Consider the following 16023-nt stretch of genomic DNA (forward strand, 5'->3'; position numbering starts at 1 on the left):
TTATAAATAGACACACCTGTTGGTGATCAAGGACGCTCATTTGATGAGCGTTCTTTTTTATCTTTTTATGAATGCCCTTAGATATTCCGAAAAATAGGCTGTATATTTTTTGTATATGTTGCTTTGATATTGTTAATTTTGGTGTTTACCAATGAACAATGAGGAGGGCGTGTACAAAAATGAAGAAAAAAGTGAGCATCGTGGTCATTGCGCTGTTATTGATCACGCAAATGATGCAAGGCTGGTTATTTTCACCAAACATATATGCTGAGGATACAACAACAGAAACAGAGACAGTGGAGGCACTATCGGAAAACAATACAGTTGAAGCTGCGGGATTTGATCTTGACCAAGATGAGGCGGCGAATGTAATGACTATGGCTGCTGCCGATGCTTCTTCGCAAGAAATCACGGATAAATTGATTACGTCGGTTCAGATTTATAATCAAATACCGAAAGACGATGGAAACGGAACGGTTCAGCCTCAAGGGGATGAAATTGAGAACGTCAGACCAAGTATCAAGGATGAGGTAGCTGTCTTCTTCCAATGGGCATTACCCAACGATTCTCATACGTATGGAGCAGGTTCCACGTATACATTTGACCTACCCAACAAGTTCAAGATTGAGTCAACGTTAACAGGAACGCTGGACGGCGATGTAGGGGAGTATGTTGTTAATCCGGACGGTAAGGTCACGTTTACGTTTAACGATCAGATCGTTGGATCGAAATTGGAAGGTAACTTCTACGTGTGGATCAAGTTCGATGAGAGCAAGATGGACGGTGGCTTGAAGCAGCCGATCGAATTTGATTTCATACATGATGGTGCGGTTACGTTGAATGTACATTTTTCCAATACAGCCAAGGATGAACTTACGAAATCAGGACTTGCAAATAATAACAATTTCAACTCAGATGAAATTACATGGACGGTAGATTTTAACCAAGGGGAAAAGAAAATCAAAAATGCCGTTCTGAATGATACACTCCCGGCAGGTCTGGAGCTTAAAGGGAATATTGAGATTCGTGAATTGCAGGTTCAATTGAACGGAACTGTCAAAGAAGGAGCTATAGACCGAACAGCAACTCAGTTTCCAATTAGCCTTGGTGATATCGAGAAGGCTTACCGGGTGACGTATACAACGAGTATTAAAGCCCCGACGAGCGGAACTTTTACTAACGTTCCATATGAAAATAAGGTAGAGCTTACAGGGGATCAGATGGATATAGAAACAGGCATCGGTAGGGTTACGGTGAGTTTTAATGAGCCCTTGAACAAATCCGGGCAAGATAGTGCGTATGATCCGGTGACCCAGACGATCACATGGAAAGTGCAATACAATTACAATCAACAGTCAATTGCTCAGACGAATGCATGGATTGAAGACCGTTTTGATACGGCAAAACAGGAATTGGTTCCAGGTTCGTTAAAAGTAAATCAAGTGAATATTGATTCTAGCGGAAAGCCTGCGGGGACTACTCTGATAGCTCCAGAATATTATACACTGCAAGGAGTCGGTACGAGCTTCGATGAAGGATTAAGGCTACAATTTAAGAATAACATCAACGAGGCTTATGAGATTGAATATCAAACGAAGTCTATTGACCGTGTGTATGCAGACACTACCGTATCCAATACGGTGAAGATGTATGATGGGACTGAAAAAGAAGGCAAGAGAGATATTCAGGAAGTTATTTTTACAAAGAGTGTAAAAGACGAAAACTTCAGCACAAAAGAAATTGAATGGCAGATTGTGTTGAACCGTGATTTGAAGGAAATGACGGACATCGTCATTACGGACAATTACGAAGGAAGAAATATGAAACTGATTCCAGGCAGTCTGCAAATTACTGGGGATCAGCAGGATCAGTTTGAACTTGTGCCAGTTGCTGATCCAAATGATGTGAACTTTGAAAAAGGGTTTACGATTAAAATGAAGCCAAACGGTATGATCAATAAAGAGCATGTGATCACCTATACGACAAGCTTTGATCCAACAGCAGCTAACAAGCCCACCGACAATGAGTATCGGAATAACGCTACGCTGAATTGGAAAGAGGCGAATGTAGCGCAAGCTTCTATTACCAAATCGGCTGTGGTCCAACTGCAAAGTTATACGATTGAGAACGGTAATAAAAAAGGCGAATATAGCGCCAAAGACAAAATCATCACCTGGACGATTGATGTGAATTATAATTTATACGATATCCAGAATGCCATTCTCAAGGATGCGTATACAGGTAATCAATCTTTTGTAGACGGATCTTTGAAGGTGAATAAGCTCTTGTTGGAGGGAGAGAACAATGTCACCGCAATTGGTGATGAGGTTACACTTGCAGCAGGGCAATTCCAATTGAACGATGACGGTAAAGGCTTGGTTTTAGACCTCGGTAACATTGGAAAAGAAGCCTATCGTATTGTATATAAAACAAGTCTGGATGGGGAATTTGATGTTGAAGGCACATACTCCAATCATGCAACGCTGAACGATGGCAATGGTGGCCCATTGCGATTCGAAAAAACGGTGCAAGTGACACCCGCCCATGGTGGGGTATACGTACAGAAAACAGGACAGCAGATCGGTTCAACGGATAAAGCTTCGTGGACGGTAAATATCAACCCGAGCCAATCCTATATTGCAGCAGGGTCCATATTAACAGACACGTTATCGGAGAACCAAATTTTGCTTGCCGATACGTTGAAGTTATATGAAACGGATCTGCCTGCCGACAATTCAGGCAATGTATCGACCAAGGCAGGAATGGTTGATGACAATGAGTATGACCTGATCGTGGAGGGTAACAAATTTACCTTCACCTTTAAAAATGAAATAAAAACCGCTTATATTTTGGAATATCAATCCTTTATTAATGCCGATAGTGGGGACAAAATTGAAAATAAAGTTGAATTTGCAGGTCAATCGTCCTCGGTGAAGGATTCAGATCAGGAGAGTGGTATTCGTGTTTACATGGCGGGTGCTGGCGGTGGTGCATCTACGGGTGTAGGTACACTTACGATCCACAAAATCGATGATGCCAGTCTTCCACTAGAGGGAGCGGTATTCGCGATCTATAATGCTTCGGGAACAACGCTGCTGGAAACGTTGAAACCGACAGATGCGAAGGGTGAAACGACGACCTCTCGAAAATACAGATTACATGCAACCGATGGGGTAGCCTATAAGTTGAAGGAAGTTTCAGCACCAGCGGGATACTTGATTGATGCAGACTATGGTGCTGCTACAGGGAAAACGATTCAGTTTAAAGATGCTGACGCATCATTTGAAGTGGTTAACCAGAAAATCCGTCAAGGTTTCCAGTTAACCAAGGTGGATGCTGCTGACAGCACGAAAACGCTAAAAGGTGCAACATTCGAACTGTATCTGAAAAATGGTCAAACCAGACAGTTGATTGATACGATAACTTCGGGTGAGGATGGAAAGATCGGAGCAACAGATCTGGAGCCAGGGGAGTATGAATTGATCGAGGTCGAGGCACCTGAATTCTATCAGTTGGATTCAACGCCGATACCTCTTACCATTGTAGCCAATCAAACCCAGATTGTTACGCTCACACATACCAATACGCAGGGCACAGATGCCAAGCTGGTGGTGACCAAAGTGAACGCCAAGGATCAATCCGTGTTAGCTGGAATCGAATTCGAACTGCGTGATAGTACAAATGCAGTGGTTGACACACAGGTTACGAATATCAATGGGGTCATTGAATTTGATAACTTGCCGTATGGCCCATATACATTGGTAGAGACCAAGGCAGAAGGCTTTGTTATTGAACAGCCGGAGACGCTTGTATCTATTACCAAACCGGAAACTCAATTAACCATTGAAAATAAAAAAAATGATCGTTCCGTGAAATTGATTAAAACCAATGCGGGTCGAACTCAGCACCTTCAGGGAGCAGTGTTTGAATTACGGGCCCAAACTGCATTGATGGATGCAAATGGGAATTGGGAGTTCCACAAGGTAACAGGTCTAGATGAAGCTACACTGACAACCAATCAACAAGGTGAAATTGTACTTGAAGACTTGGATATCAATAAATATCAGTTGGTTGAAATAAAAGCACCTAACGGATATGCCTTAGACACAACACCCGTACCATTTGAAATTACGAACATACAAACCGAAGCTGTAGTTGTGGAAAAAACGAATCAGGTTATCCCGGTTTCGGGTGGGTCGAGTGGACCTTATAATCCGGGAACACCTACTACGGGCGTGACACCAGATCCGGAGAAACCGGTAACTCCGGAACCAGGAACGCCAAATCCGTCGGTTCCAGGCACGGTTGTAACTGAACCTACAGAGTCTGGGGGAGAAACCCAAAGTCCGACAGATGAAGATTCCGGGGTAGTGCCACCGACATCAGGCGTTTCCAACGGTGACGACACTGCACCTCCAGTTGGGGATACAGATGCACCGGATGGGGATGGTGCACTCGCACCTCCTGCTGGAACGGATACAGATGGATCACAGGGCAATGGAAATTCTGCATCACAGTCAAAAGGAAATTCTGGATCTCAGGGAATGCTGCCACAAACAGGTGAAGAGAGCACAGTGGCTTACACTGCTGTGGGCATCATGCTGATGGCGCTAGGTAGCGCGGGATTCATGTACTTCCGCCGCAGACAACAGCTTCAACGCTAGATCGAAACAAGCAGTATCTAAGATTCATCGTGTGTAGATAGAAATACCCTCTAGCAATCACTACGAAGACTTAGCGTCGACGTGTGAGTATGCTAGAGGGTATTTTTTGGTGATATTTAGGAAGGATCAAGTCCCCGTAACCTCCGGACTCACTTCAATAGCTCTTACAATTAGGCGATGTGTTGGATTGACGAGTGGATCACAGGTAATCAAGGTAAGGACCTGTCCAAGTCCGGGATCTTCCAGCACAGATAAGTCATTTGGCTCCACAACGGATATCTGATCTACCTTGTACTGGATAATCGTTCGATCTGCCAGGGTGACTTCCATTGAATCACCAATCTGGAGTTCTCCCAGACGATTGAACAGTCGTCCTTTTTTGTGGGCGCGATGAGCGGCTATGGCAGCATTACCTTTGTTACCGATACTAGTAGTTTCGACAAGATGGGCTGCAGCTACCTTCATATTGTCCTCCGTTGCACCCTCCAGAATCGGTAAGCGGACATCAATTTTGTCAATCGATAGCACCCCTAACGTATGCGAAGAGACCTCTTGCACTGTAGCTGTATTGTCAGTAGTTGGATCGGTAGAAGCTGCATCCTGTATACCTTGTTCAAAGGAGTGATTAAGCTTAGACAAGCCGTTTTGCAATTGCTCCAGATCGTTCATGACACGGGTTTGCTGCCAGTCATAATATGTTTCCCGCAGGAAAGGAAAGCTGATGATCAGAATGCCCATTAGAACGAGCAGGATAGAGAATTTTTTCATTATACATCAACTCCTGTTGTCCAAGAAAAATAGTATACCTTTCTCTATTCTACTTACGGATCTATACAAAATATGGACAGGGACGAAAGGACGTACAGAAATGTTGGAGCTACTATTTGTCACTTGGTGAATCGGTAGGTGTGAAGTCACATTCCTGTAGCGGCACTACTTTGGTCTTTTTGATCCATTTGTAACCGAGCCACAACACCAGGAACAGGGGTACGCTCAAGTAGGCAACGATGGCTCCACTCCAGTCGATCTGATCACCCGTGAATGCCTGGTAGTTCTGTCCGATGATCACGATAATACACAGGACAAAAGCAAAGATCGGCCCAAACGGGAACCAGCGTGCACGGTAAGGCAGATCGCTCAGATCCCTGCCTTGTGCAACGTATGCACGACGGAAGCGATAATGACTGATAGCGATACCCAGCCAAGTGATAAAACCACACATACCGGATGCATTCAGCAACCAGGTATACACAATCCCATCGCCGAACAGGGAGGCAAGGAACGCCAACATGCCAACGGCTGTTGTAAGCAGCAAGGCATTCATGGGAATGCCTTTTTTGTTCAACTTGCCTAGGAAACGAGGGGCTTTACCGTCTCTGGCAAGGGCATAGAGAACCCGGCTTGAAGCGTACATGCCTGAGTTACCGGCTGAGAGTACAGAGGTTAAAATAACGGCATTCATGACGGAAGCCGCAATGGCGAGGCCAGCTTTCTCAAACACCAGTGTGAACGGACTGACACCGATATTTTCCAGATCACCTTTGAGCAGATTCGGATGAGTATACGGGATGATCAGACTGATCACGGTAATCGCCAAGATGTAAAAAATCAGAATGCGCCAAAATACCTGACGAATTGCACGAGGTACATTTTCCCGCGGGTTTTCACTTTCACCGGCGGCTACCCCGATAAGCTCGGTACCTTGGAATGAGAATCCAGCAGCCATGAACACACCAAGCACAGCGAAGAATCCGCCATGGATGGGCGCATCACCGATGGTGAAGTTGCTGAAACCAACGGCTTCTCCGCCCATAATACCAAAGATCATGAGCACACCAACGGCCAGGAAGATAATAACGGTAGCAACCTTGATAATGGCGAACCAGTACTCGGACTCTCCATAACCTTTAACGGACAACACATTCAAGGCAAAGATCAGCACGAGGAACAATAAGCTCCATAACATGGACGAACTCTCGGGGAACCAGTATTTAATGAGTACTGTAGCGGCAGCAAGCTCTGCTGCAATGGTTACCGCCCAGTTGTACCAAAAGTTCCAGCCCATGGCGAACCCGAGAGCAGGATCGACAAAACGTGCGGCATACGTATTAAATGAACCGGAGTCCGGCATAAAGGTAGCAAGCTCACCAAGGCTGGTCATTAGGAAATAAACCATGATGCCAACGGCCGCATAGGCAATTAATGCTCCACCAGGGCCTGCGGTTGAGATGGCGGTACCACTTGCGAGAAACAGCCCGGTACCAATCGAGCCACCGAGGGCGATCATCGTCATATGGCGTGCGCGTAATCCTTTTTTCAGGGAAGGTCCAGTTGTTGTTGTTGTTGGGTTACTGCGGTCTTGCATGGAAACACTCCTTCATTCGATATACTGATGTTTGCGATACTTGAATTCATAAAAACAAAAAGACCACAGGCATCAGCCTGCGGTCTTTAATATTTCAATGTCCGCACCATGTCCCAGATGATTAAGATAGCTCAACACAGAAGAATTCATACCTTTATATAAAGGAAATGTACTTCCGTGACAGTTCTGCGCCTTTCGACAGCAGCCCCAGCTCACCAGACCGTATAAGGAACGTCCAGCGAGCTTCGGCGGGTACACCTTTCGGCTGATCTCATAAGCGGCTCCTTAGCGCCTCCTTCAGCGTACTGATCGCACCCGCGACCTCTACCTCACCATCAATGGATGAGGTGTATCTATTGTCTATGAAATTATGAACAACACAACTTAACACGGTGTGTTCAGTTAAGTAAACAGAAAAACAGTATAACGCGCATGGTTTTCCAGTGCAATAACAATTGTTGGATGTGAGGTCTGAGTGACGACTATTCCTCTTTTTTGTTACGACCAGCCATCTGCTGCCATACCGTTCCAGCAGCTTGTTCGCCCGATTCGATCCGCTCCAGAGCCATCTTGGCCTGCAGGCTGACTTCAAATTCAGGATCATCGGCTGCAACTCGCAAGGCTTGTTCTGCTTCTTCTGTTCCGACCTCATAGAGAAAACGAGCTGCACGCCAGCGTACAAGTTTACTTTTATCGGATAACGTGGCTGTCATGGCTGGAGTGGCGGCAGGATCACCGATATCCGACAAGGTATCCCCTGCAGTACGGCGTACCGCAGGAGAACTGTCCTGAAGTGCTTCATACAGCAATTCCATCGCTTCCGGTGTACGAATGTCACCCAGGTATACGACAGCCAAGCGACGTATCTGCATTTTGTTGTCATGCAAGGCATGGGCTACGAGAGGCAGTCTTTCTGCCGTAGGCTCCATGCTGTCAAATGCCGCATAGCGAACATTCCAGTCTTCGTTTCGCAGAGCCTCTTCAAGTTCGGCTCCATCCAATTCACGGCGGCGCTCGACGAACTCTTCGGATTTGGTACCATGTTCAATGGCCTGTTTAATGACTTGCTCCAGCCGTTCCGGCGGGTAAGCGGCTTCCAATTCCTGCTCGACTTCACGTGCTATATCAGGCAATTCACCATATCGAACACCGTAATCACTCAGTTTACGTTCTTTGATCATCGTTGCACTGGCGACTTCTGTTACGGCTTTGACAAAGCGGTCTGACAACGAGATTCGTTCTTCCTTGACCCCGGCCTTTACCCTAATTTGCATCGGTACGGCTCGGAAGAATTGTACAAATACCTGTGCTTCTCCGAAATGCTCGCCTGAACCATCATCGGATTCAATCCAGTCCAGATCGATGCCTTGCTGTCCAAGGCGATTTTGGACTTCGCCCAAGATAACGGACCAGTCGGCATTCCCTTTACGATCAAGTGCGACAAAGTCTGTTGTGTGGAACACACTCTTTACACCGGGAATATGAAGCATCTGGCGAATGAACGCCGGAGCAGATCGTTCGTTGTCCAGTGTATATGTTTTGCGAATTCCGTCCTCCAGACGTTCATCGAGATGTAGCATCATCGTATTTGGACTCGGTGTTGGTTCAATGGAAACAATATTCATCAAAGTAACCTCCTATAATACCAGATTCATCTTTATCTTCCCGTAAATTAAATCACACGGGTATTTCTCTATTTTACATCAATATGAGGAATCTGCGAAATCATCCAGAAGCGACCTAGGCGTGTCTGACACTTAGTGTGAAGAAGTACGAAATTTGTTAACACTTCTTTCATGTTCACGCACAAACATTTTTAAACGAAAATTGTCACAATAAAGATAAGAATCAACTGGAGGTATACCTATGGAACCCATTACAGTGCTCTCGGATGGAAAACGTCGTATTGCATATGAGAATATTATTCAATTGTTCAGGAACTGGATTGAGGACTCAACATCTGGTTCTGCGATAGAAACATATCGGGGAAGTTGGGAAAATGCCCGTTATTGTATTGTTGACTATCAGATTGCCGAAGAAGCGGTGTCAGCAGCAAATGCCATTCGGGCTTTTATGCCACAACTTCCGTTACTGGTCATTACGGATTTCCAGTCCCTTATTCGGAAGCGTCACCTGCAACAGATTACAGGTACAGGTGAGATGAAGATGATTCTCTGGAACGAGCAAGACACGAATCAACTAATCAAGGATATGGAAAATTGGTTGCATTCTTCGTCTATCCATAAATCAGAAATAGCCATACCACCCATCTTATCCATGAGATAAAAGAGGGATATGGCCAAAGGTGTTTAACTTTCAAGCGTTACGATCGTATTAGATCACATATTTATAGCCTGTTCCCCAAACCGTCTTAATATAACGTGGGTTCTTGGGGTCAGGCTCAATTTTTTTACGCAGACTTGAGATATGAACATCAATGGTACGATCCAGATAGGCGCGTTCGGAGCCTTTGATCCGATCCATCAGTTCATTGCGGGTGAACACTTTACCGGGATTTCGATACAATTCTTTCATAATCTCAAACTCAATATGAGTGACTTCGATTTCAACACCATCCACAAACAGGGTTCTTCTGTATTCATTCACATTCACATGTCCAGTAACCTCTGCCTGCTTATCCTCTTTTACCGGTTTATCCTGATAGGAAATGATTGATCTTCGCAGCAGTGCTTTAATCCGGGCATCCAACTCTTTCAAACTAAATGGTTTGCACAGAAAGTCATCCGCACCATTATGCAATGCGCGAAGTCGATCATTCAGCATGGTGCTTGCCGAGATCATCAGAATGGGCACAGTGGAGTGCTGGCGGAATGCTTCTACGAGATCATTTCCATCCATTTCAGGAAGCATGAGATCCGTTACAACAATATCCGGCTGGAATTGTGGAAACAGTTGAAGTGCCTCGCGGGCATGATGAACCCGTTCAGTGATGTATCCTTCCTCCTCAAGAAAGAAAGCAATCATGTCTGCCAGATTTTTCTCATCTTCTATAAGAAGTACTTTGATAGTCATAGGGTCACACTCCTGGTGAAAATAATATGTTAAGAAAATGCTAAAAAAACAAGGTGAATTGCGAATAAATGCCGCAAATTTTTTAATGTTTCTATCCCAAAATATAGGATGTATATGTAGAGAAAGAATACGCTTTTTGAATGAACTTCAATATTCTAGCATGAATGTAGTTTGGTTGCCGATCAATCAGAATTTCCCAAAGCTACACCAAGTACTAATTACAGTATAATGGATCAGAACGAGTTAAGGGGAAAAAAGTAAGATTGTATCCGCTTAAGTTTATAGGGGGAACCAACGTTGTTGTTGAAAACAGAAAAAAAAATGATCCATGAGGGCAATTGCTTATGGATCATATAAAGGCAAGACATATGCTGGACTGGGTCGTGTTGAAGCTGAGAATACCCTGGATTGGGACCAGCATTCTGATCATTCTGGGCTCACTAAGCACTATTTTTCCGTTTACTTTATTCTATGGTGTACAGTTTATGATTGGTAGCGCGGCAGCACTCGTTGCTCTTCGTTTGCATGGGGCCATCTATGGATTTGTCACCCTTACAGTCATCCATCTGCTGAATACCGTCTTTGTTGGCTTTGTGCCGCACAATTTAACTGTAATGCTTGCCCACTTCGTGGAATTAATCTGGATGCTCGTTTGGCAGATCCGCTGGAAGAATGGCAGCTTAATCAAGGCTAATGCTGTCTTTTGGGTAGTCATGTTACTTCCTGTTATCTATGCCGGGCATTTTATGTTGGGTTTAAATATAGACGATGTGAAGTATGAGTATATGTATATTGCTGTGATTGGTATGGTGAATGCGCTGATTGCGGGAATTGTAGTTGATTTCTGGATCACCACGGGTGAACACAAATCCAAGCGGATGGGAACCATTCCATTAACAAGAATTGCGTTTAAATACGTAGTCGCCTTTGTGGTATTTGTTTCTCTCGTACTGTTATCCGCAGATAGCCGCAGACAATTGAATCAAATGAATGATGCCATATTACGCGATATGAAATATGCAGCGAGTGCGGTTGTTCAGGATCTTGATGAAGAGTATGTCACCTCCGAGAATATGGATCAGAATATGGCGCGTTATCATCATCTACTGGGTGTGAATGTGATTCTGCTGAATCGAAATGATACCGTCGTCGCTTCTGGTTTGAATACACTACAGGCGGGCGAGTATCTGGACATGGACAGATTCCGTCTTCTGAAGTCGAGGGATAATCTCATTCTGTTAAGTTCCGCAAATATCCATTACAGCGATGTATTGAATTATTGGAAACAAGCCTCTTTTATCTATGAAGCAGAAATGACAAGGTTAACACCTTATCGGGTATTCATTGTGACTGACTCGTCCAAGTATTACCCCCGAATCGAATCCATTTATCTGACCACGCTGCAATCCCTGTTCATCATCATCGTGGCTTCCATGATCGTAGCGGCTCCTCTCAGCAGTAAGGTTGTTAGCCCGCTGTTAAGACTGACCAGGATGACAGGCTCTCTTCCGAGACTGCTGTTTCGAAATGGGAAGATGGAGTGGCCAACCAGCCATGTAACCGAAGTACAGATCCTGATTGGTAATTTGCGCAAAATGGCCGATGTGCTGCTGGAACAATTCGAACAGATTCGTCATGACAAGTTAACGCTGGAGGACAGGGTCATAGAGCGTACCAAGGAACTCAAGAATAGTGAAGAGGTCAAACGTGCAATCATTGAATCCTCTATTGATGCCATTATCGCTGTGGACTCCAATGGGCTGATCGTTGAGTTTAACCCGGAGGCTGAAAGAATGTTTGGATTGCGTCGGGAAGAAGTAATCCTGCATAAGGAAGCGCCGTCTCTTTTTCAAGGGGCCAGCTGCAAGGAGATCAAGAATTTGCTGGAGCGATTTGAATATGTTGAAGGTAAAAGATATACCACCGTTGAAGAAATTTCAGGTATTCGACGGGATGGTTCCGTATTTCCGATTGAGTACAAAATTGTTGAAATCCAGTTGGGCAAAAATGAGACATTATATAACCTGTTTATTAAGGATATTACAGAGCGGACCAGAGCAGAAGAAGATCGTGTACGTCATGCCCTTGCGCTGGAGAAGCTGAACTCGGAGTTGTTCAATGAGAAGATTGCCATCCAGGAACAGCGAGATATCAGTGAGCAATTTATTGAATCCGTACGAGAAGGGCTCGTGATGTCTGATCGATCAGGGACCATAACCATCGTCAACCGAAGGATAGAAGAGATGTTTGGTTTGGGTGATTTTATGGGCAGATCCATTGAGGATTTGGCGCAGTCGATTGATACGATGGTATTAACGGACAACTTTAATCTGATGGAACAGACGAGAGCATTCCTGAATGGAGAAACGGCGTTTATCGAGACCGAATTTATATTCAATAATGTTGATAAAAGTGTATTTTCATTGTACATGAAGCAGATGGATGTCCCGGGTAAAAACCATGGGTTTCTGCTGGTGTTCCGTGACAGGACAGGAGAAGAACGGCTGGATCGGATGAAGAATGAGCTGATCAGCGTAGTATCTCATGAACTTCGAACGCCTGTAGCCACCATTATGGGATATGTGGAATTAATGATGATGTATGACCTTCCGGCAGCTCAAAAGCGGGAATTCATGCAGACCATCTCTTCGGAGGGCAAGCGGCTGAGCAGTTTGCTCGATGATGTACTCGATATTCAGCGCCTCGACAACGAAGGGATGACTTACCACATGACGTATGTACCGCTGGTTGAGTTGGTAGAAGGGGTTGCCGAACAGTGGAATATGAAGTCTGCCCAACGTATTTACGTGCATACGTTTAATGGAGACTTCTTTGCTTATGCTGACCAGAACAGGATGGTTCAGGTTCTGCATAATCTGGTGGGCAATGCAGTCAAGTATTCTCCGGGAGCCGATCGTATTGATATTACATTATGGGAAGAAGAGGAATGGTTATGTCTTGATGTGCGTGATTACGGAATAGGTATCGCGGAGCAAGAGAAGGACATGCTGTTCAACAAATTCTATCGGGTCGATAATTCGGATCATCGGCAGATTGGTGGAACGGGAATTGGGTTGTACATTTCCCGTAAAATTGTAGAGGATCACAAGGGTACGTTGACCTTTATATCTGCACCGGACAAAGGAAGTACGTTCAAGGTTCGACTGCCCAAGCAGGACGTATTGGTGTAAATTTATTAATGGATGAAGAAATGTATTTCACTTTTTTATGAATAATGTTTATGTACGAGACCTACGGATAGAGCCTTTGCCCTTCAGCGCGTGAGCGTGATAAGGGGAAAGGCTTTTTTTGTTTTTTAATTTCCCCGGATAAAAAAACAACTTCTTTTGCAAACTGTCTATAGAGCCATAATTTGCATCCCATGCAAAAGGAGGACGGCAGGTATATGTTCCGTAAACAAGAGAAAACACTCATCATCGTCTGTCTGGTTGCAGCTGTGGTTGTGCTGTATGCCGTTGTAAAGAGCATCATCCGAATCATGAGCTATTGAGCTACACGTTCAAGCAGAGTAACTGCTGTCGTACATAACGATTATGTGAAAGAGGAGTGTAACCATGTCATCTCTGGACCCTGTTTTGCTCAGCCGGATACTAACCGGCCTTACCCTGTTTGTACACATTATTTTTGCCTCTATTGGTGTAGGTGTTCCACTTATGATTGCCTTGGCGGAGTGGCGAGGACTCCGAACCAATGATATGCATTACACCTTGCTGGCACGGCGGTGGGCGCGAGGTTTTGTCATCACCGTTGCCGTTGGCGTCGTTACAGGCACCTCGATCGGATTACAGCTCAGTCTGCTGTGGCCGATGTTTATGCGGGTAGCGGGGCAGGCAATCGCCCTGCCGCTGTTCATGGAGACGTTTGCCTTTTTTATAGAGGCGATCTTTCTTGGAATTTACCTCTATACGTGGGATCGTTTCAAAAAGAAGTATACGCATATGCTGCTGTTGATTCCGGTAGCTCTCGGCTCATCTGCATCTGCGATCTTCATTACAACGGTCAACTCCTTCATGAACCAACCTCAGGGATTCACCCTGATTAATGGCATCATGAAGGACATTCATCCGATTGCCGCCATGCTGAATCCGGCAACGCCAACCAAAGTGTCCCATGTACTCGCCTCATCCTACACCTTGAGTGCAGGTATCTTGGCAGGGATTGCCGCCTTCAGTTTGCTTCGGGGACGGGATCATGTGTATTACAAAAAAGCACTGAAACTCACGACGGTGTCTGCCCTCGTATTTGCCATCAGCACCGTCATGATCGGAGACTCCTCAGGTAAATTTCTGGCGAAGTATCAGCCGGAGAAGCTGGCTGCCGCAGAATGGCATTTCAAGACGATGAAAGAGGCACCGCTTGTCTATGGCGGTATTTTGGATGAGAACAATGAGGTGAAATACGCCATTGAGATTCCGTATGCCCTTAGCATCTTGGCGGGTAATCGTCCAGATACGGAAGTGAAGGGTCTAGAAGAATTTCCGGCGGATCTGAGGCCACCACTATCCATTCATTATATGTTCGACCTGAAGGTCACAACGGGAGTGATCATCCTGATGATTCCTGTGTTATATGTACTGCGGCGCTGGTTGCCAGGGAGTAAGCCCTATCCCAAATGGCTGCTGCTCGGCATTGTCTTGCTGGGGCCTCTGGCCATGATTGCCATCGAGCTGGGGTGGATGTTCGCCGAAGTTGGCAGGCAGCCTTGGATCTTACGTGGGTATATGAAGGTGGCGGAAGCGGCTACGACGTCAACTTCGGTAGGATGGATGCTGGTGTTGTTCATCTTGCTGTATCTGATCCTGTGTTTCTCGTGCATTCGGGTACTTAGCAAGCTGTTCCGTAACAAGGAAGCCGAGAAGGAACTGGAGTCTCTGGGGCTTGAAGGAGGGATCGTGCATTGAGTTTCGAAATTGCAGGCATCGCGATATTGTGGACGTTTTTGTTCGGTTATTTGATCGTCGCTTCGATTGATTTTGGCGCCGGGTTCTTCAGCTTTTACAGCATATTGACCGGGCACGAGAACAAAATTCATAACATCATTCAGCGCTACCTGTCTCCTGTGTGGGAAGTGACAAATGTGTTTTTGATCTTTTTTGTGGTCGGACTGGTCGGATTTTATCCAGACAGCGCATATTATTACGGTACAGCTTTGCTGGTTCCGGGTTCCCTAGCCATTGTACTGCTTGCCATCCGGGGCGTGTATTACGCCTACAATACCTATGGCAACCATGGGCAGAACAGCCGGATCTACATGGCATTGTACGGGGCGACGGGATTGCTGATTCCAGCCGTGTTCTCCACCATTTTGGCGATATCCGAAGGCGGGATCATTGAAGAGGTGGGCGATCAGGTGTTTTTTCGCTGGCGCGAATTTTTAACGAATCCCTATACCTGGTCGGTTGTTTTGCTTGCACTGGTTAGTGTGCTGTACATCTCGGCGATGTTTCTTTCCTACTATGCGAAGCGAGCGGGGGATGAGCCGGCATTCGAGGTGCTTCGAGAGTATGCGCTGCTCTGGAGCTTGCCGACCATTTTCGCGAGCTTTCTGGCTTTTCTGCAGATTAACAAACAGAATCCCGCACACTTTGAGCAGATGGTGAATATTTCGTGGATGTTCATCGCTTCGTTTATTTGTTTTGTCATTGCCGTGTCGCTAGTGTGGAAAAGTAAATATCTAGGTTGGTGTTTTGTCGCTGTCATGCTTCAGTTTGCCTTTGCCTGGTATGGTTACGGCCGATCCCACCTTCCGTACATTCTGTATCCTTACATCAATATTTACGACAGCTTTACGAATCGGACGATGGGGATTGCACTCATTACAGCGTTTAGTCTGGGGTTACTCGTGCTCATTCCTTCGCTTGTGCTGATTATGAAGCTGTTCCTGTTTGATGCCAATTATGTGCGCGGTAATTCTGGTAAAAAGAAAGGATGAGTCTGTTC

At 45.4% G+C, this 16023-nt stretch carries 9 protein-coding genes and 1 riboswitch; of the genes, 5 read left to right on the forward strand and 4 right to left on the reverse strand.

The window, feature by feature from the left end:
• The first annotated feature begins 179 nt into the window (after positions 1-179).
• A complete protein-coding gene (locus D829_RS0128105) occupies positions 180-4664 on the forward strand; it encodes a collagen binding domain-containing protein (RefSeq protein WP_017692248.1) in 4485 nt (1494 codons plus the stop codon).
• Positions 4665-4790: 126 nt separating this feature from the next.
• On the opposite strand, the gene D829_RS0128110 is transcribed toward D829_RS0128105, so the two are convergent.
• The 3 genes from D829_RS0128110 to D829_RS0128120 all read right to left on the reverse strand — a co-directional run bounded on the left by D829_RS0128110 (position 4791) and on the right by D829_RS0128120 (position 8654).
• A complete protein-coding gene (locus D829_RS0128110) occupies positions 4791-5432 on the reverse strand; it encodes a class D sortase (RefSeq protein ID WP_017692249.1) in 642 nt (213 codons plus the stop codon).
• Positions 5433-5544: 112 nt separating this feature from the next.
• Positions 5545-7029, reverse strand: coding sequence for an amino acid permease (locus D829_RS0128115; protein WP_017692250.1), 1485 nt, complete (start codon positions 7027-7029; stop codon positions 5545-5547).
• A 119-nt stretch (positions 7030-7148) separates the two neighbouring features.
• A riboswitch (Lysine riboswitch) is annotated at positions 7149-7364 on the reverse strand.
• A gap of 147 nt (positions 7365-7511) precedes the next feature.
• A complete protein-coding gene (locus D829_RS0128120) occupies positions 7512-8654 on the reverse strand; it encodes a virulence factor (protein WP_017692251.1) in 1143 nt (380 codons plus the stop codon).
• Positions 8655-8895: 241 nt separating this feature from the next.
• Here D829_RS0128120 and D829_RS0128125 point away from each other — a divergent pair, with 241 nt between their 5' ends.
• Complete coding sequence (locus tag D829_RS0128125; RefSeq protein WP_017692252.1) at positions 8896-9315, forward strand: hypothetical protein; 420 nt, start codon at positions 8896-8898, stop codon at positions 9313-9315.
• 48 nt (positions 9316-9363) lie between these two features.
• On the opposite strand, the gene D829_RS0128130 is transcribed toward D829_RS0128125, so the two are convergent.
• Positions 9364-10062, reverse strand: a complete 699-nt coding sequence (locus tag D829_RS0128130) for a response regulator transcription factor (RefSeq protein WP_017692253.1) — start codon at positions 10060-10062, stop codon at positions 9364-9366.
• 344 nt (positions 10063-10406) lie between these two features.
• On the opposite strand from D829_RS0128130, the gene D829_RS32695 reads away from it, so the two are divergent.
• The 3 genes from D829_RS32695 to D829_RS0128150 all read left to right on the forward strand — a co-directional run bounded on the left by D829_RS32695 (position 10407) and on the right by D829_RS0128150 (position 16015).
• Complete coding sequence (locus D829_RS32695; RefSeq protein ID WP_017692254.1) at positions 10407-13253, forward strand: ATP-binding protein; 2847 nt, start codon at positions 10407-10409, stop codon at positions 13251-13253.
• Between the two features lie 384 nt (positions 13254-13637).
• A complete protein-coding gene (locus tag D829_RS0128145; protein ID WP_017692256.1) occupies positions 13638-14984 on the forward strand; it encodes a cytochrome ubiquinol oxidase subunit I in 1347 nt (448 codons plus the stop codon).
• Positions 14981-16015 carry a cytochrome d ubiquinol oxidase subunit II gene (locus D829_RS0128150; RefSeq protein WP_017692257.1) on the forward strand — a complete coding sequence of 345 codons (1035 nt, stop codon included), beginning with the start codon at positions 14981-14983 and terminating at the stop codon, positions 16013-16015. The genes D829_RS0128145 and D829_RS0128150 overlap by 4 nt, the downstream gene beginning before the upstream one ends.
• Positions 16016-16023: the final 8 nt, after the last annotated feature.

This window comes from Paenibacillus sp. PAMC 26794 (genome assembly GCF_000316035.1).
In the GTDB taxonomy this organism is placed as follows: Bacteria; Bacillota; Bacilli; order Paenibacillales; family Paenibacillaceae; genus Paenibacillus.

Bases quoted from the DNA above. Each gene is read 5' to 3' on its own strand.
- D829_RS0128105 (WP_017692248.1), top strand. From the start codon at position 180: ATGAAGAAAAAAGTGAGCATCGTGGTCATTGCGCTGTTATTGATCACG.
- D829_RS0128110 (WP_017692249.1), bottom strand. From the start codon at position 5,432: ATGAAAAAATTCTCTATCCTGCTCGTTCTAATGGGCATTCTGATCATC.
- D829_RS0128115 (WP_017692250.1), bottom strand. From the start codon at position 7,029: ATGCAAGACCGCAGTAACCCAACAACAACAACAACTGGACCTTCCCTG.
- D829_RS0128120 (WP_017692251.1), bottom strand. From the start codon at position 8,654: ATGAATATTGTTTCCATTGAACCAACACCGAGTCCAAATACGATGATG.
- D829_RS0128125 (WP_017692252.1), top strand. From the start codon at position 8,896: ATGGAACCCATTACAGTGCTCTCGGATGGAAAACGTCGTATTGCATAT.
- D829_RS0128130 (WP_017692253.1), bottom strand. From the start codon at position 10,062: ATGACTATCAAAGTACTTCTTATAGAAGATGAGAAAAATCTGGCAGAC.
- D829_RS32695 (WP_017692254.1), top strand. From the start codon at position 10,407: ATGGATCATATAAAGGCAAGACATATGCTGGACTGGGTCGTGTTGAAG.
- D829_RS0128145 (WP_017692256.1), top strand. From the start codon at position 13,638: ATGTCATCTCTGGACCCTGTTTTGCTCAGCCGGATACTAACCGGCCTT.